This window comes from Brucella sp. TWI432, assembly GCF_039674445.1.
GTDB lineage: Bacteria > Pseudomonadota > Alphaproteobacteria > Rhizobiales > Rhizobiaceae > Brucella > Brucella chromiisoli.
This window is the reverse complement of record NZ_JBDJNL010000014.1, coordinates 12,889-30,556: the sequence shown is the minus strand read 5'-3', so window position 1 is coordinate 30,556 and position 17,668 is coordinate 12,889. Positions and strand designations below refer to the sequence as shown.

Below are 17,668 nucleotides of genomic sequence, written 5' to 3'. Positions count from 1 at the left end.
CAATATTCTGACCTTATAATCGTCGCGAATGGTTAATGCTTCGTTGTTGCCGTTCGCAAAGTCAACGGATTTGCATCATTATATGTTGTGCCTAGCCACGATTTTTTGGCTTTGGATCCTTATCACTATTTATGCGCGCAATATCGCCGATAAAGTCGCCAATACCGGGTCTTTTCTCAGCATTGAATGGAAAGGGGCGCACAACGTCCATGGCCGCAATCCCGATGCGGGCGGTCATCAAGCCATTGACCACGCCTTCACCGAGCTTTGCCGAAAGCCGTGACGCCAACCCATGGCCGATAAGCTGCTGAATGACACTATCCCCCATAGCGATTGTTCCGGTGACAGCCAGATGCGCCACAACGCGCCGCGCAAGCTTCAAAAAGCCCAGTGTTCCGGGACGTCCACCATAAAGCTGTGACAGTCTGCGGATGAGACGTGCCGATTCAAAAATCACATAACCAATATCAACCAGCGCCCGCGGGCTGATGGCTGTCACGATAGAAACGCGCTTAGACGCATTGAGGATCAAGGCACGCGCTTCGCGATCAAGGGGGCGCAGAATTTCTGTTTCGGCAAGCTGGATGAGATTGCGGCCATCAATTATTTCGTCGCTCAGCCCATCCAGCATCTGCCGTCCGCGCGCGGTTTCAGGCAAACCGGCTGCAATTGCACGCAATTCATCCACAGCTTTGCGCGCTGCGGCCATATCATCACGTTCGGCAGCATCGGCTGCGTCCTTGCGCAGATGCTGAACCGATGCGAGCCTTCGCAAAGCCAGCAACTCCCGCACGATAATGGCGAGGAAGGCCACAAGTGCAACCACGGCAACAGCCAGAGCCGTCCAGCCAAGCCAGTCGGATCGCGCAAACAGCGCCTGAATGAGATCCTCGATCCAAATACCGATGGCAAACGAAACCAGAATACCCAAGGCACCAAACAATATCCTGCTCAACGACCAACGACGCTGCGGCGGCGCTTCAAAGGACGGATCAAGAATTTCAAGTTCTGCCGCTTCATCCTCACTGAGCGCAAAGATATCCACCTCAGGGACAACCTTTTCCAGATCCGTGACGGCGCGTGGGCGGCGCGGCGCATCTTGTTCCATGTCCAGAGCCGAAACCGTCTCAACGGGTTTTTTGACGGTAAACGATGTCGGTTTGCGCGGAGGCTGCTCACTCATGCCAAACGATCTCCGATAAGAAACTGGAGTGCGCGATCAAGCCGGATATGCGGCAAGGAAAGCGTGATGCCTTCCGCAGTGCGTTCAAGACGCGGAGGGCGGAAGCGGACAAAGCGGATGGCTGACTCTGCGCTCGAAAGCAACGGCTCGAATATTACATTAGGATTTTTTGGTAAATCACCGGGAAATATAGCAGTTTCTGTTTTTCCATCGAATGTTTCACCATCAATACGCTCGCCTTTAAGCGGCGTTCCAATGATCACAGGCAGCGTATCCTTGCCTTCTTTTACAGTGGCTTCGCGGGTGGCACGGACGGCGGCCATAGCCAGCACTTCGATATCGGCACCGGAAAAATCGGCACGCTCAATGGCGCGCTCCACAAGCCTGCGAACAATCGCCTGCAACCGGTCATGACTTTCATGATGCAGATGATCGGCTTTTGTTGCTGCGACCAGAATACGCCCGATACGACGTTGAATAAGCCCTGTCAGCAGGCTGGCGCGTCCCGGACGAAAGCACGAAAGAATATCAGTGAGCGCGCGTTCGAGGTCGGCTACCACAGCACCACCGGCATTCATGGCCTGCATGGCGTCGATGAGGATAATCTGTCGATCAAGTCGCGCGATATGTTCGCGAAAAAAGGGTTTGACCACATGTGTTTTGTAAGCCTCGTAACGGCGCTCCATCATCGCACCCAGACTGCCCGTCTTGAAATCATCTGCTTTTAAATCGGGCAAGGGAGCGAAAGTAAGCGCAGGCGACCCCTCAAGGTCGCCCGGCATAAGAAAACGCCCCGGCGGCAATGTAGACAAGGCGCGTTCATCGGCCTTACCGGCCCTTAAATAAGCCGTGAAACTCTTTGCCAGCCTCTGTGCGGTCAGTTCGTCTGCACTGTCTGATGCGATGACCATCTGAGCCTCTCTCAGCCAGTCCTGCGCCAGATCTTTATGAGTTGGCTCATTGGCGAGTGCAAAAGAATCTGCGCTGAACTCACGATAGTTTTTACCCAGCAAAGGCAGATCAAGCAGCCATTCACCGGGATAATCAACAATATCGACGGACAGCCGTCCCGGTGAAAGCCAGCGGCCCCATGCCGATGCGCTCTCATATTCAATGGTCAGCCGAAGCTGCGATATGGCGCGCGTCGAATCCGGCCAGATGCCTTCATCAAGCAGCGCCGAAAGATGCTCTTCATATTGAAAGCGCGGGACCGCATCATCGGGCTGCGGTTCCAGCATGGAACGGGAGATCCGCCCGGATTTATAAGCTTCAAACATCGGCAGGCGACCGCCATGCACCATATTGTGCACAAGGGCCGTTATGAAGACCGTTTTGCCCGCGCGTGAAAGACCGGTAACGCCAAGTCTCAGCGAAGGAGACATCAGCCCGGTTGCGCGATCCGTCAATGTATCAAGTGCGATCCGTGCCTCATCGCTGAAACTGGTCAGTTTTGCCAATTGTTGCCTCGCAAGAAAACCGTTCTGTCACACTCATACATAGGAACCCGTGCGGCATATCAACAAGGCCGCCGTTAAATGCTTCAACTCCGCTTATGCACCGGGCAGCGGAAAGCTTTCGAGAAAACCTTTGCCCCGCGCAATTTCTGACAGCGGCCCATCAAACCGCATGATGGCAAGGGCAGACGTTGGAAATCCGGCACCAAGTCGGGACATGCTCGCAGCTTCACCATCGCCGCAGAGCGCAAGTGCCAAATCTTCAATGCTTGGATTGTGTCCCACCAGCATCAACTGCCCTGAACCGGCATTGGCGCGAATGGCCTGCATATAGTCGTTTGGCCCCCCGCTATACATGGTCTCGTCAATGACTGTTTCGACGTTAATGCCAAGTCGCTTGATAAGACCGAACGCGGTTTCACGTGTGCGGCATGAAGCCGAAAGCAAAATTTTTTCAGGAAGAACCCCGGATGACAGCATGGCTTCAGCCAGTCTATCCAGAGAGGAATTCCCCTCATTATCCAGCGGCCTGTCAAAATCACTCATTGATGGCTTAGCCCATATAGCCTTCGCATGGCGGAGAAGAAAAAGACGACTCATGAGGGGCTCCCGGCTGCAATTTGAAAGGCGCTAAAGGGAATTAATGCCACAATTTCTGCAAACTTTCTCGCAATCGCTCTCGTTTTTGATGATTTTTTTAAAGCTTCGGGAAATATTCACAGGTAGTTTTGCTCTTTTATTGGGCATAAACTGGATGATTGGTTGTTCTTCATTCGTAATTATGTTTCGTGAGTAGCAGCCTAGACAATATTTTGAAGGCATTTATAAAAACAAAAACTAACAAACTATACACTTAATATAAATTGCGTATTTTTTCATCAAAATCATACAATTTTGATGGATTAAAAAGTCGTGAAGCGCGCGTGTTTAATGTTGTGTCGTCGTTGCGATGGACTTATATAACCGCTCGCGTCTCCTAGATGTGGGGTGATTCAGAATGAGTGAATTAATCGACCTTGACTATAGGCCCACTGAAGACGAACCGTTCATGAATGAACGGCAGAAGTCTTACTTTCGTGCAAAGCTTGTTGCATGGAGGAATGATATTCTTCGCGAAGCGCGCGAAACTCTCGATGCGCTACAGCAGGAAAATGCAAACCACCCGGACCTGGCGGATAGGGCATCCTCCGAAACGGATCGGGCAATTGAGCTTCGCGCTCGTGACAGGCAGCGCAAACTGATTTCCAAAATTGATGCAGCCATTGGCCGTATTGAAGAGGGGACCTATGGTTTTTGTGAAGAAACCGGCGATCCGATCAGTTTGAAACGACTTGATGCACGACCAATCGCAACGCTTTCTATTGAAGCGCAAGAGCGCCACGAGCGCCGCGAAAAGGTCTATCGCGACGATTGATCTTCATCCAGTCGGCTATACAAATTCAAAGGCTGCGGGTTCGCAGCCTTTTTTCTTTGTGTTTTTATGATGCACAAAAAAGGGTATCAGCCCATCGGAATGATACCCTGATATTGCCAAAGGCAGTCTGATCAGAAATTGCGTGTTTCGTTTCTGGTAAGCTCACCGAGAAGCTTTTCCATTTCATCCTCAATCGCATCATCCGGGCGTGCATTTGCCTCATTCTCGTTCGGAGAAATATCAAGCGAACCGAGCAGCTCTTCTTCAAAAAAATCAACTTCAAGCATTGACGGTTCATCAGCAGCAGAACGTGCCTGAGTTTCCGTTTCAAGGTCAGCCATGATGGCATCATGCAACGCGCCGCCAATATCGCCCAGATCATCGTCAGTAAGATCCGGCTCGGAATGTGCCGAAACCATAGCCGGCTCTGTTTTGGTCGCAGATGGCGTATTGGCAGCCGGGCTCTGCTGGATATTGCTGATTTCAGGAACAGGCGATTTTACGCCCGTTGGCTCACGCTCCGGCGTTACGCCGCCAAGGTCGGAAGAAGCCGCGACAGTTGCAGCTGCTGCCGCACCGGCACCAAGACCAGATGTCGAGCTGAGAACCCCACGCGATACCTGGCTAAGCGGATAGGCAGGATGCAGACGCGGAGACTGTAGCTGTTCTGCCGGGCGCGCTTCGGGCAGAACCGTGCGCGGCTGTGGCGGGTAATTCGGGGCAGGTCGTGGCGGCTGAGGGCGCGCCTGAACCGCTGGTGCTTCGGCTACCTTGGGTGCCTGAGGCGCAACCGGCATAACAGGTGGCACAGGCGGCGCCCGAAACTGCTGCGCTTCAAATGTTGCCTGCTGCACAACCGTCTCGCGCACGATTTCTGGCTTGCGCGGTAACGGTGTTTCAATCGGAGAATTAAGCTGAATGGCTTCGTTTTTCTCCACAGGCTGCGGCACCTGCTGCGAAATACCCGGACGCTCTCCCGCCTCTGAAGTGAGACTTGCCTCATGCTGTCGGAAACGTTCGATATGTTCCGCTTCAATACGGGTTGCTTGCGAGCGCGAATTGGCACGTGATTCCATGACGATATTTTGCTCAACAACAACGTCGGTGGGGCCACCGATAAGCAGAAGATGCTCAACATCGTCACGACGGATCAGAACCAGCTTACGGCGGCTATCCACCGCTGCAGCATCCATCACCGACAATCTTGGCTGGCGCCCGGTTCGTGCATTAGAGGCAAATCCTCCGCCGCTAAAGCGACGGATAATACTCAGAACAACGAAAATTCCGCCTAGAATGATCGCAAAAATAAGGATGAAGCCGACAATATTTGCCGTGCTTTCGCCAACAAGACCGCTGAGCCATTCCTTCATGCGGGTAACCCTCTCATACTAAAACCAATAATGTCCGGTTGACGGAAACCACAAATTCCCCGCGCTTCAAATCACCGCGACAACACATGTCCTGTAGAACACTAATTCAATTTGCCTTGCATGGGAATGTTCTATGAATTCATGAGAAACATATGATCCCCAGCCAAAACAGTGCAAAACGCTGCTCTTCGTGCTGTTTTATACGAGCCATGCTTGTGCTGTCAGGCAATTAACGCATTCTGCGAATCGTATATACCCTGCAATATGCGTCAAAATCTGGCACAAGATATAAAGCTGGAAAACGATGCAGGGAACGTGATTGGTTTTGCTTGATGAATAAGATAGCGCTTGAGCTGGAAGAAACAGCGAATGGACGATACGTCGTCCATGCAGTTCAGCCAAACAGCATGAAAGGGCAGTGGGCCTGATGTCGCGACATACGGACAATAATTATCCGAAACCGCTCGTCATGCCGAAGCGTGGCTCCAGTTCAGCCTTGAGGCTGCTGATCATCGGCGTCGTGCTGACCATGGCAGCCCTTGTCTATTTCCTGTTTCGCGATCAGCTTGGCGATGGTTTCGCAATCGTTTTAATGGGCATATTGTCCATGATTGGCGTTTTCTATCTTTTTGGTGCGGCCACGGGGCTGATCCAGTTCAGCCAGCGGCATGGTGGGCAGGATCTGGCGCATGTTTTCATGGATACACAGCCGGAAGGCACCGTCATTTCAGATGCACGCGGGCAGATTGTCTATGCAAACAATGCCTATGCCAGAATGACCGGCGTTGCATCCGCTGATGGTGTTCGCTCGCTCGATAATATTCTGACCACCGAACCTGCTGCTTCAGATGCTATTTACCGGCTGACAAATGCCGTGCGTGACGGGCTTTCGGGGCAGGAGGAAGTGCGTATTTCCGGTGGCCTTTCACGGGACGCTCAAGGAGCGGATGCTCCTGTCTGGTATCGTATTAAGGCACGTCCCGTTGACGGCGGACAGGACTTCAAGGGAACGCTTGTCGCCTGGCAGATTGCGGATATTTCGGACGAACGCGCCGAACAGGAGCGATTCTTTCAGGAGTTGCAGGAAGCAATCAACCACCTTGATCATGCGCCTGCCGGATTTTTTTCGGCTGATCCTTCGGGCCGTATCATCTATCTCAATGCAACCCTTGCCGAATGGCTTGGCGTAGACCTCACGCAATTCACCCCCGGTTCTCTCACGCTCAATGATATTGTCGCTGGCAGCGGTATGGCGCTTATCAAAGCCGTCAAAGCAGAACCCGGCACCAGCCGTAACACTGTGATCGATCTCGATCTGATCAAGCGCAATGGTCAGAGCCTCGCTGTGCGCTTTTATCATCGCGTTCAGGCTGCACGCGATGGCACACGCGGCACCAGCCGCACAATCGTGCTGGATCGTGCAGAGGGTGATGATTCCTCCGCAGCACTGCGCTCGGCAGAAGTCCGCTTCACGCGCTTCTTCAATTCCGCCCCAATGGCCATCGCAGCCGTGGATGCGCAAGGCCATACACTGCGTACCAATGCGCGCTTCCTTGATATTTTCGCGCCGGTCGTGGATCGCGATGCGGTGGATAACCGCATCAAGCTCGAAAATGTCGTTCATGAACGTGATCGCGATACGTTCAACAAGGCGCTGGCAGCGGCCTTTGCAGGCCAAGCCAGTATTTCGCCAGTCGACACCGTTCTTCCGGGCAATGAAGACCGTCACATTCGCTTTTATCTGAGCGCGGTCACTGATCTTGGCGAAACAAGCGAAGAAGCAGCGATCGTGTCGGCGGTAGAAACCACCGAGCAGAAGGCGCTCGAAAATCAGATGGCGCAAAGCCAGAAGATGCAGGCTGTCGGCCAGCTTGCCGGTGGTATCGCGCACGACTTCAACAACGTCCTGACCGCGATCATCATGTCATCGGACCTGCTGCTGAGCAATTATCGCGCTTCCGACCCGTCCTTCCCTGACATTATGAACATCAAGCAGAACGCCAATCGGGCCGCCTCGCTTGTGCGTCAGTTGCTTGCATTCTCGCGCCGTCAGACGCTTCGTCCAGAGGTTCTTGATCTTACCGATGTTCTGGCCGATCTGCGTATGCTGTTGGCGCGTCTGGTGGGTAAGGATATCAGCCTCAAGATCGAACATGGACGCGATGTCTGGCCTGTTAAGGCCGATCTTGGCCAGTTTGAACAGGTCGCCGTCAATCTCGCTGTGAATGCCCGTGACGCAATGCCGGAGGGCGGCGAGATCACGCTGCGCACACGCAACGTCAAAGCACATGAGGCAGCCAAGCTCCACTATCGTGATCTGCCCGAAGCCGACTATGTTGTCTTTGAAGTCGAAGATACCGGTACGGGAATTCCGGCTGATGTGCTCGAAAAAATCTTCGAGCCGTTTTTCACCACCAAGGAAGTGGGCAAAGGCACCGGCCTCGGTCTCTCCATGGTCTATGGCATTATCAAGCAAACCGGCGGCTTCATCTATTGTGATTCCGAAGTCGGCAAGGGCACGACCTTTAAAATTTTCCTGCCACGCCATATTGAAGAAAAAAGTGCAGACAATGCACCTGTCACAATCAAGGAAAAGAAGGTCGAAAAGGCCGCTGACCTTTCCGGCTCGGCAACTGTTCTGCTTGTCGAGGACGAAGACGCCGTGCGCATGGGCGGCGTGCGTGCGCTGCAATCGCGCGGCTACACCGTTCATGAAGCAGCCTCAGGCGTCGAAGCGCTGGAGGTTCTGGAAGAACTCAACGGGCAGGTGGATATTGTTGTCTCTGACGTTGTCATGCCTGAAATGGATGGACCGACGCTGCTGCGCGAATTGCGCAAGACCCATCCCGACATCAAATTCATCTTCGTATCGGGTTATGCGGAAGACGCATTCGCGCGTAATTTGCCAGCTGACGCCAAGTTCGGCTTCCTGCCAAAACCTTTCTCTCTCAAACAGTTAGCAACTGCTGTTAAAGAAATGCTGGAGAAAGAAGATTGATACCGAAACGCGGTTCGCAAAGCAATGCGTAAGCGTATGATCGCAATTCTCGGCGGTGGACCGGCAGGGCTGTTTGCCGCCGAAAACTTGTCGGCGCTTGGACATTCGGTCACTGTTTACGAGCAGATGCCGACGGTCGGGCGCAAATTTCTGCTGGCGGGAAAATCGGGTCTTAACATTACCCATTCAGAAGATTTTGCCCGTTTTACACAGCGCTATGGTGCAAGCAGTGAACGGCTTCAGCCAGCTTTGCAGCAATTCACGCCGCAGAATTTACGCGCATGGGCGGATGCGCTCGGCGCTGAAACCTTTGTCGGCTCATCGGGCCGCGTGTTCCCAAAAGCGATGAAGGCTTCCCCGCTTTTACGCGCATGGTTGCGTCGTCTGGAAGCGCAGGATGTGACCATACGGACCCGCCATAAATGGGTCGGGTTCCGCACCGGCAAGCCGGTAATTGAGACATCGACTGGCACTCAAACCATATCCTGTGATGCAGCACTGTTTGCGTTTGGCGGCGCAAGCTGGCCCAAGCTTGGCTCGAATGGCGCATGGACAGAATTATTCGCAGCGCAAGGCGTCGACATTGCACCTTTTCGATCCGCCAATTGCGGCTTCGATGTCCACTGGAGCGATTTCTTTGCAGAACGATTTGCCGGAGAGCCGGTCAAGTCGGTAACGATCAAAAGCGCAGCAGGTGTTTCACAAGGCGAATTTGTTATCACACGCGGCGGTGTCGAAGGAAGCCTCGTCTATGCGCATTCAGCGGTTTTGCGCGATGATCTTGAACGCGATGGCCACGCCAGTCTGGAGCTTGATCTTGTGCTGGGGCGCACGCTTGAACGCCTGACACTTGATCTTTCGCGACAGGATAAGAAGCTAAGTATCAGCAATCTCTTGCGAAAAGGCGCAGGCCTAACGGGTGTCAAAGCAGCACTCGTGCTTGAGTTTTTGCGAGATAAAGACCCAATCACACTCGCCCAGACCATCAAGTCACTCAAAATTCCACTCCTTCGCCCGCGACCAATTGAGGAAGCGATATCCTCTGCTGGCGGCATAAAATGGAGCGAGATCAATGAACACTCTATGCTTGAAAAACTGCCGGGCACGTTTGTCACCGGCGAAATGATCGACTGGGAAGCCCCCACCGGCGGTTATCTTCTAACCGCGTGTTTTGCAATGGCGAAGGCTTCTGCAAACGGTATTCATAACTGGCTTGCGAAATCCGGTTAGAGCCTGAGAAATGATATAGGTGGCAATCATCAGGGCTTTGCAACAGGCGCTGTAAGGTCCGCAAGCTTGAGCTTGCGGAAGTCTCCACCACTGGGGTTCTGGAATGGATAAAGGCCAAATTCCGGCATCACCGCATAAAGGTGGTCGAAAATATCAGACTGGATTTGCTCATACGATGCCCAGACAGTGGTGTTAGTGAAGCAATAGATTTCGAGCGGCAATCCATCTGGCGTGGGGTCCATCTGGCGCACGAGCAGGGTCATGCCCTTGTGAACAGCGGGATGGTTTCGCAGATAGGTCTCGACATAGGCGCGGAACGTCCCAATATTGGTAAAACGGCGCGTATTAACCGGGTTCTTCGCCTTATCGCCAAGCTTCGCATTCCATTCGGCGATTTCCTTTTCTTTTTTCGAAAGATAGCCTGTAAGCTGATCAATCGAGGCAAGGCTTTGAAGCTCATCTTCACTGAGAAAACGGATGGTTGCCTGATCGATAAACAAGGCGCGCTTGATGCGTCTGCCACCGGATTGCTGCATCCCGCGATAGTTTTTCATCGGTTCGGTGATGAGTTTGCGGATAGGGATAGTCGTAATCGTCTTGTCGAAATTCTGCACTTTGACCGTATAAAGCGCAATCTCAACAACATCGCCATTGGCATCAAGATTCTTCATTTCAATCCAGTCGCCAACCCGTACCATGTTGGAAGAGGCTATTTGCATACTGGCGACGAGTGAAAGCAGTGTATCCTGAAACACCAGAATAAGCACGGCCGCCATCGCACCCACACCAGACAACAGGATTACCGGTGAGCGATCCAGAAGTGTCGCGATAATCAGCACCACCGCGACGATATAAATTGCAAGCTTGCTGACCTGAACATAGCCTTTGATCGGCCGATCTTTCGACTCTTCACGGCGGCTATAGAGCGTTTCCACGACGCTCAAGACAGCGCTTAAAGTGAAGGCCAGAGTCAGAATGATAAAGGCAATTGCCACATTATTGATCACCGTCAATGCGATGTGTGGCATTCCGGGAATTGCGACAATCCCAGTCGAAATAATGAGCGCCGGAACAATATTGGCCAAATGGCCGACGACGCCATGCTGCTTTATTTCCTCATCCTGCCCGAAAGGCGTTTTCTGAACAATACGATCAAGAACCTTGAGCAAAACAGCTTTAACAAGGAAATTGGCGACAAAAGCCGCAAGAAAAAGGCCCAACAGCAATGCAACTGTCTGCGCCCATGGGTGAGCAATAAAAAATTCCGACAATAGAGTTTCCCGGATGCTTTGGCCAAATTGATTGGGCCTGAATGATTTGGTGATTTATAAAAGTCCTACGTGTACGCGGTGCTGAAATCAACCTTTCGACTTTATTTCAAAAAAATCCCGGCCCAAAGGCCGGGATTTTTATCGATATACCGAAACACATTACTGCGCCGGAGCAGGGGTTGCGGGCGTGGTAGGTGCCGTCGCATCTGGCGCTGCCGGTGCAGGCGTTGTTGCTGGTGCGTTCATTTCAGCGGCTGCATTTGGATCTGCAACACCGTCCTTGAAGAGCACGCCACGATCAAAGGTCGGTGCCTCCGTCAACTGTTCCTTGCTTGCCTTGATGACCAGCCATTTTTTGCCATCGCTTCGGGTTGCCAGCTGCAACTGATCCGGGCTGACCGCAACGTCCTTTTCACCCACGCCGAGAAAACCGCCAACACCAATCACAGCAGCCTGAATTTCGCCCTCAGGGCTTACAATCAGATCGTTGAGATTGCCAACAGACGCCGCATCGGCTGCGTCACTTTCATAAACTGTCTGTCCGATAAAGCTCGAAACGAGAAGCTGTCCATCCTTGGCTTCGACAAAGCCAATCTTTTCAGATTCCGCAGCAGGCGGACTACCGAACATGTTCTGAGAAGAAACCGGAAGCTCCGAAGCCGCAGGGGCTGCTCCCATCGGTGCTGGGTCTGCTGTCTGGGCGAAGGCTGCCCCTCCGATAAACAGCGCACACGTCGTTGTCAGAAGTGTTGTTCTAAGCATAACCATCTCCTTTATACGTTCGGTTTCACTAAACAAACGTAGAGAATGGCGAGGGGTTCCAATTTTTTTCAAAATTTTCATACAAAAAGGGTGAGTAAGAATAGAAAAAATGAAAGATAAAAAATAAAACAGGCCGGTATTAACCGGCCTGCCATTAATACTTTATATTACTCTATCTTAACTGCAGCCACTTGTAGAGCCGCATGTATCACACTTCAAACAAGTTCCATTACGGACCATGGTGAAGTTCTGGCATTCTGTGCAACTATCGCCGGTGTAACCCTGCATCATCGACTTGATACGACGATCCGCTTCAAGCTTTTTGGCAGCATTTGTTGTTTCTGCGCGAGCCGACGCTGCATCGGCAGCCGCCTTATCAGAGAACAATTCCGTTGCAGCCATATTTTCCTGTTCAGCGGCGGGTGTCGGCTGTTCTTCAAACTCACGCTTGAAGGCCGTGGCACCATCCGTCACAAGACCAACCGTCGCCGAGCGAGCCGAAGAAGACTTGAGCGTCGTTACATTCGACACCTGTTGTGGTGTTGAAGCAGCCGAGCCCTTCGATTCTGTACCGGGCAGGGTGGTCGAGACAAGCGTTGGCTTGTAGCCGCGCGTCCAGCCGGTCGACACAAGATTGGTCTTGCCTTCCTGAATCCCCTTACCAAGTGCGGTATTGGAGAAGTCGCTCGTATCAACATGGGCGAGATCGTTGCGTCCGAGATAGGAAACTGCCAGCTCGCGGAACACATAATCAATGATCGACGTTGCGGTTTTAATCGCATCGTTACCAATCACCATGCCAGCAGGTTCGAACTTGGTGAAGGTGAATGCCTCAACATATTCTTCGAGCGGCACGCCATATTGCAGGCCCAGCGACACAGCGATTGCGAAATTGTTCATCATCGCACGGAAAGCAGCGCCTTCCTTATGCATATCGATAAAGATTTCGCCAAGACGACCATTACCAAATTCACCTGTGCGCAGATAAACTTTGTGACCGCCAACAACAGCCTTCTGTGTGTACCCCTGACGACGGTTCGGCAGCTTTTCCCGCTCATGAACAATCTTTTCGATGACCTTTTCGACAACACGCTCGGTGACGTGAACGGCACGCGCAGCAGCTGGCGCTTCGATCAGTGCATCAACCGCATCATCTTCATCTTCATCATCTGCAATCAGCGACGCATTAAGCGGCTGCGAAAGCTTGGAGCCATCGCGATAAAGTGCATTCGCCTTGAGTGCCAGCTTCCATGAAAGCATGTAAGCGCTCTTGCAGTCTTCAACCGTTGCTTCATTCGGCATGTTGATCGTCTTGGAAATCGCGCCCGAAATGAACGGCTGCGCCGCAGCCATCATCCAGATATGGCTTTCAACCGAGAGATAACGCTTGCCGATCTTGCCACAGGCATTGGCGCAATCGAAAACCGGATAGTGCTCTTCTTTGAGGAACGGTGCACCTTCCAGCGTCATCGCACCGCAAACATGAACATTTGCTGCTTCAATATCCTTGCGGGCAAAGCCAAGCGCTGGCAGCATTTCAAACGAGAAGTCGTTGAGCTGCTCATCGGTCAGCTTCAGGATGTCCTTGCAGAAATCTTCGCCCAGCGTCCACTTGTTGAAAGCGAATTTGATGTCAAACGCACTCTTGAGAGCGGCATTCAGTGCTTCAATCTTCTCGTCCGTAAAGCCCTTGGCCCTCAATGTTGAAGGATTGACACCCGGTGCCTGATTAAGATTGCCGTGACCGACAGCATAAGCCTCGATTTCAGCAATCTGGCTTTCCGAATAACCAAGCGTGCGCAGTGCTTCAGGAACAGCGCGGTTGATGATCTTGAAATAACCACCGCCGGCAAGCTTCTTGAACTTCACCAGCGCGAAGTCAGGCTCGATACCGGTCGTGTCACAATCCATGACAAGGCCAATCGTGCCGGTCGGCGCGATAACCGTTGCCTGCGCATTGCGATAACCGTGCTTTTCGCCCAGTTCCAGCGCCTTGTCCCAGGCAGCACGTGCATGCGCGATCATGTCTTGATCAGGGCAATTTTCGGCAATCAGACCAACCGGGTTAACGGCCAAACCTTCATAACCGTCATTTTCACCATAAGCAGCACGCCGATGATTGCGAATAACGCGCAGCATACTGTCAGCATTCGGCTCATAGCTTGGGAAAGCGCCCAGCTCCTTCGCCATTTCAGCAGATGTGGCATAGGCAACACCGGTCATGATTGCGGTCAGTGCACCGCAGATCGCACGACCTTCGTCTGAGTCATAAGGAATGCCGGATGTCATCAGCAGGCCGCCAATATTGGCATAGCCAAGGCCGAGTGTACGGTATTCATAAGACAGACGGGCGATTTCCTTGGAAGGGAACTGCGCCATCATCACCGAGATTTCGAGAACCATCGTCCAAAGGCGCGCAGTGTGCTCATAAGCACTAATATCGAACGAGCCATCCTTATTGCGATAGGTCAGCAGATTGATCGACGCCAGATTACAAGCCGTGTCATCAAGGAACATATATTCCGAGCACGGATTGGACGCACGGATTGGGCCAGCCGCAGGGCAGGTGTGCCAATCATTCATTGTTGTGTTGAAATGCAGACCCGGATCAGCTGAGGCCCAGGCTGCATAACCGATCTTTTCCCAAAGATCGCGCGCCTTGAGCGTCTTCATAACGCGACCATCGCGGCGCGCAGTCAGGTTCCAATCGCTGTCGTTTTCAACAGCGCGCAGGAATTCATCCTTGAGCGAAACCGAATTGTTTGAATTCTGTCCCGAAACAGTCAGATAGGCTTCCGAATCCCAGTCCGTGTCATAGGTCTTGAACTCAATGTCCGTGTAGCCCTGACGTGCAAACTGAATAACACGCTTCACGTAGTTTTCAGGAACCTGATTCTTTTTTGCAGCCTTGATTTCGCGCTTGAGAACCGGATTTTTGGATGGATCAAAGCAATCGTCATTGTCTGCTTCGCAATTAACGCAAGCCTTCATAATGGCAGTCAGATGCTGCTTGACGATCTTGGAGCCCGTGACAAGAGCCGCAACTTTCTGCTCTTCTTTCACCTTCCAGTCGATATATTCTTCAATATCCGGGTGATCAATATCGACAACCACCATCTTGGCGGCGCGACGTGTTGTACCACCTGATTTGATTGCGCCCGCTGCACGATCGCCAATTTTCAGGAAGCTCATCAAACCCGACGATTTGCCACCGCCCGAAAGCTTTTCACCCGCGCCACGCAGGTGCGAGAAATTCGAGCCAGTGCCGGATCCATATTTGAACAAACGTGCTTCACGAACCCAGAGATCCATGATGCCGCCTTCATTGACGAGATCATCGCCAACCGACTGAATGAAGCAGGCATGCGGCTGCGGATGTTCATAAGCGGACTTGGATTTTGTCAGCTTACCGGTCTGCCAGTCAACATAGAAGTGACCCTGCCCAGGACCGTCGATGCCATAGGCCCAATGCAGGCCCGTGTTGAACCATTGCGGGCTGTTTGGTGCCACGCGCTGCGTCGCAAGCATATAAGCAAGCTCATCGCGGAAGGCGCGCGCGTCTTCTTCCGAATCGAAGTAGCCACCCTTCCAGCCCCAATAGGTCCATGTGCCGGACAAACGGTCGAAAACCTGACAAGCATCCATTTCAGAACCGAAACGCTCATCTTCCGAAAGTTTCGCGAGAGCCTCTTCATCAGGCACAGAACGCCAGAGCCATGATGGCACGTCGTTTTCTTCAACCTTTTTCAGACGGGCAGGAACACCGGCCTTACGGAAATATTTCTGCGCAAGAATGTCTGCGGCAACCTGACTGAATTGCGCAGGGACATTGATGTCCTCAAGGCGAAACACCACCGAGCCATCGGGATTCTTGATCTCACTCGTCGCCGTACGGAATTCGATCTCCGCATAAGCCGACTGGTTTTCTTTCGTGAAACGGCGTTCGATCTTCATCTGTCCCATCCAAACGTTCTATATATGGTAGCCTGGCTGAAAAATTTCAGCCCCGGCATTCCAGCCACGATACGTGCCTGCATATTCACTTCGAATGTCCTCATATATGAAAGGACAATCATGATTGAGGAGCTGGCTCCTCGAGAATTCTTTCAATCGATTTCGATCATGCGAAACCCAAACAACGCCACGGCCAAAAGACCGCTTTCATCCAAGCCTGCGGACAAGGTTTCCCTCATCTGGTATATTACCATGACCCAAAATACTAAATCTAGTATTAATACGTCATTGGCATCAATAAAATTCATCCGCCACGCAGCGCTGACATAGCAAATTTCAGACGCAAAAAACCTCGTGCGATCCACGCCTTTTCGACGCAACGCCCGTTGTCAACTCCACTGATTTGAAGAAAAGACCGACAAATTCTTTACGCTCGGCCACGCCACTAACGCAACGATGTCGTTATAAAAAACGACTCGGACATGAGCGTCAAGCTTTGGTTTACCATTAAGCCCCCGGCGCTAGATATTGTGATTAAGCCACGAGGCGAAATGTGGATAACGGGGAGAATGACAGATATATGAAGCTCGGCGTATTTAATTCCAAGACACATGCCAATCAGCAACACAAAGCATGCCTTTAATCCCGATCCCGGAACTGGGTTCAAATTTTGGACGACAAATCGCGGGTAACCTATTGCACAATAAGAAGGGGCAGGGTTCCTTTCCCGCCAGAAGCTATTATTCGGCAGCCGCCGCCGTCAGCGAACCGTCAAAATCAAGAAGAATCCGTTTTAGATCAATTTCATCGACGCGTTCTGCAGCCTCGAGCGGCGAAACCCACTCACACACACGCATCTCCCGCTCTGGCCAGTCTTTGGCGCGCTCCACATAGTGTAGTGTATAGACGGCCACTGAAAACTGATTGATGCTTTCAGGCGGAAGATCGTTTTTGCAATATTCGAAGCTGCCGATAGGGCGTGACGAAATCTCACCGCGAACACCAGCTTCCTCGAAAGCCTCACGTGCGGCAGTTTCTGCAAGCGTGCGCCCAACCTGTGGCCACCCTTTGGGGATAATCCAGCGGCCCGTACCGCGGCTGGTGATAAGCAGAGTTTGCAGATCGTCCGCATGAAAACGATACACAAGTGCCGCAACTTGCTGCAAACGACCAGAAGGCGTCAGAATACGCTTCTCCGTTGCAACAAATTTTTTAGCCTGTGTTTTCACCGCGAAAGTCCCACCATTTTCCAAACAGAATGGATTGATTCTCCGAAATGACAATGGATTTGTTTGCAGCCCCTTGAAACAAAACTATAAAAAATATTTATTTTCAATGACTTAATAAAAACAACGATCACTTCGCTTTCAATAAAAGATCAGTGATACGCCTCCACCGCTTTCCGGCTGACTTTCAATATAGTGTGATTGCGGTCGCTTTACCACCGCAATCACCTTTCATTTTTTTTCGTTTAGCCGCGTTTTCCGCCAGCAATAGGTTCTTGATAGGTGAAACCCATATCCCATGGAAAATAAATCCACGTATCCTGTGAAACTTCGGTTACGAATGTATCGACCAATGGGCGGCCTTTTGGCTTCGCATAAACGGTGGCAAAATGCGCCTTTGGCATCATCTCACGAACAATAGCTGCCGTTTTGCCGGTGTCGGTCAGGTCATCGACCACGATCACGCCTTCACCGCCATTTTCGAGAAGCGGCGCGCTGATTCCCTTGAGAATTTCCATTTCGCCTTGCGATGTATAATCATGGTAAGATGCAACGCAGACAGTTTCGATCAAACGAATCCCGAGTTCACGGCAAACGATTGCAGCAGGAACCAGCCCGCCGCGCGTGATCGCAACGATCGCACGCCATTCGCGATCCATATCTGCAATACGCCAGGCCAACGCACGGGCGTCACGGTGGAACTGATCCCAGGAAACGGGAAAGGCTTTATCGGGCAACGACATCAAAACGCTCCATGGAAAATCCGAAAACATCGTTCCGGACTTAATCAAACCAAAAATGCGCGA

Annotated in this window: 12 protein-coding genes; 3 read left to right on the top strand and 9 right to left on the bottom strand. The window is 52.0% G+C overall.

Features of this window, described 5'->3' with window-relative positions; all coding sequences use genetic code 11:
* Positions 1-91: 91 nt before the first annotated feature.
* The 3 genes from ABE527_RS16515 to ABE527_RS16505 all read right to left on the bottom strand — a co-directional run bounded on the left by ABE527_RS16515 (position 92) and on the right by ABE527_RS16505 (position 3,237).
* Positions 92-1,183, bottom strand: coding sequence for a YcjF family protein (locus ABE527_RS16515; RefSeq protein ID WP_499697597.1), 1,092 nt, complete (start codon positions 1,181-1,183; stop codon positions 92-94).
* A complete protein-coding gene (locus ABE527_RS16510) occupies positions 1,180-2,640 on the bottom strand; it encodes a YcjX family GTP-binding protein (protein WP_499697596.1) in 1,461 nt (486 codons plus the stop codon). Before ABE527_RS16510 ends, ABE527_RS16515 begins: the two co-directional genes overlap by 4 nt.
* Positions 2,641-2,733: 93 nt before the next feature.
* Positions 2,734-3,237: a SixA phosphatase family protein gene (locus ABE527_RS16505; protein ID WP_265984700.1), complete on the bottom strand. Its 504-nt coding sequence runs from the start codon at positions 3,235-3,237 to the stop codon at positions 2,734-2,736.
* A gap of 397 nt (positions 3,238-3,634) precedes the next feature.
* Here ABE527_RS16505 and dksA point away from each other — a divergent pair, with 397 nt between their 5' ends.
* Complete coding sequence (dksA, locus tag ABE527_RS16500; RefSeq protein WP_094507171.1) at positions 3,635-4,051, top strand: RNA polymerase-binding protein DksA; 417 nt, start codon at positions 3,635-3,637, stop codon at positions 4,049-4,051.
* 131 nt (positions 4,052-4,182) lie between these two features.
* Here dksA and ABE527_RS16495 read toward each other — a convergent pair whose 3' ends face one another.
* Positions 4,183-5,421, bottom strand: a complete 1,239-nt coding sequence (locus tag ABE527_RS16495; protein WP_499697595.1) for a flagellar biosynthetic protein FliO — start codon at positions 5,419-5,421, stop codon at positions 4,183-4,185.
* A 427-nt stretch (positions 5,422-5,848) separates the two neighbouring features.
* Between ABE527_RS16495 and cckA the strand changes: the two genes are divergently transcribed.
* Complete coding sequence (gene cckA, locus ABE527_RS16490; RefSeq protein WP_265984698.1) at positions 5,849-8,419, top strand: cell cycle histidine kinase CckA; 2,571 nt, start codon at positions 5,849-5,851, stop codon at positions 8,417-8,419.
* A 24-nt stretch (positions 8,420-8,443) separates the two neighbouring features.
* Positions 8,444-9,649, top strand: coding sequence for a TIGR03862 family flavoprotein (locus ABE527_RS16485; protein ID WP_499697594.1), 1,206 nt, complete (start codon positions 8,444-8,446; stop codon positions 9,647-9,649).
* 29 nt (positions 9,650-9,678) lie between these two features.
* Here the strand turns inward: ABE527_RS16485 and ABE527_RS16480 are convergent, their stop codons facing one another.
* The 5 genes from ABE527_RS16480 to gpt all read right to left on the bottom strand — a co-directional run bounded on the left by ABE527_RS16480 (position 9,679) and on the right by gpt (position 17,605).
* Positions 9,679-10,920 (bottom strand): mechanosensitive ion channel family protein, encoded by a 1,242-nt coding sequence (locus ABE527_RS16480; protein ID WP_265984696.1) that lies wholly within the window; start codon positions 10,918-10,920, stop codon positions 9,679-9,681.
* 159 nt (positions 10,921-11,079) lie between these two features.
* Positions 11,080-11,682: a PRC-barrel domain-containing protein gene (locus ABE527_RS16475; protein WP_499697593.1), complete on the bottom strand. Its 603-nt coding sequence runs from the start codon at positions 11,680-11,682 to the stop codon at positions 11,080-11,082.
* A gap of 177 nt (positions 11,683-11,859) precedes the next feature.
* The gene (locus ABE527_RS16470; protein ID WP_499697592.1) at positions 11,860-15,636 is read right to left on the bottom strand and encodes a vitamin B12-dependent ribonucleotide reductase; all 3,777 of its coding nucleotides are present in this window, start codon (positions 15,634-15,636) and stop codon (positions 11,860-11,862) included.
* A 740-nt stretch (positions 15,637-16,376) separates the two neighbouring features.
* Positions 16,377-16,865 carry an NUDIX hydrolase gene (locus ABE527_RS16465; protein WP_265984693.1) on the bottom strand — a complete coding sequence of 163 codons (489 nt, stop codon included), beginning with the start codon at positions 16,863-16,865 and terminating at the stop codon, positions 16,377-16,379.
* Positions 16,866-17,107: 242 nt separating this feature from the next.
* Complete coding sequence (gene gpt, locus ABE527_RS16460; protein WP_007875001.1) at positions 17,108-17,605, bottom strand: xanthine phosphoribosyltransferase; 498 nt, start codon at positions 17,603-17,605, stop codon at positions 17,108-17,110.
* Between the last annotated feature and the right edge of the window lie 63 nt (positions 17,606-17,668).

Excerpts from the sequence above, each read along its gene's own strand:
- gpt (WP_007875001.1), bottom strand. The coding sequence starts at position 17,605 with ATGTCGTTGCCCGATAAAGCCTTTCCCGTTTCCTGGGATCAGTTCCAC.
- ABE527_RS16505 (WP_265984700.1), bottom strand. The coding sequence starts at position 3,237 with ATGAGTCGTCTTTTTCTTCTCCGCCATGCGAAGGCTATATGGGCTAAG.
- ABE527_RS16475 (WP_499697593.1), bottom strand. The coding sequence starts at position 11,682 with ATGCTTAGAACAACACTTCTGACAACGACGTGTGCGCTGTTTATCGGA.
- dksA (WP_094507171.1), top strand. The coding sequence starts at position 3,635 with ATGAGTGAATTAATCGACCTTGACTATAGGCCCACTGAAGACGAACCG.
- ABE527_RS16495 (WP_499697595.1), bottom strand. The coding sequence starts at position 5,421 with ATGAAGGAATGGCTCAGCGGTCTTGTTGGCGAAAGCACGGCAAATATT.
- ABE527_RS16485 (WP_499697594.1), top strand. The coding sequence starts at position 8,444 with ATGCGTAAGCGTATGATCGCAATTCTCGGCGGTGGACCGGCAGGGCTG.
- cckA (WP_265984698.1), top strand. The coding sequence starts at position 5,849 with ATGTCGCGACATACGGACAATAATTATCCGAAACCGCTCGTCATGCCG.
- ABE527_RS16515 (WP_499697597.1), bottom strand. The coding sequence starts at position 1,183 with ATGAGTGAGCAGCCTCCGCGCAAACCGACATCGTTTACCGTCAAAAAA.
- ABE527_RS16470 (WP_499697592.1), bottom strand. The coding sequence starts at position 15,636 with ATGAAGATCGAACGCCGTTTCACGAAAGAAAACCAGTCGGCTTATGCG.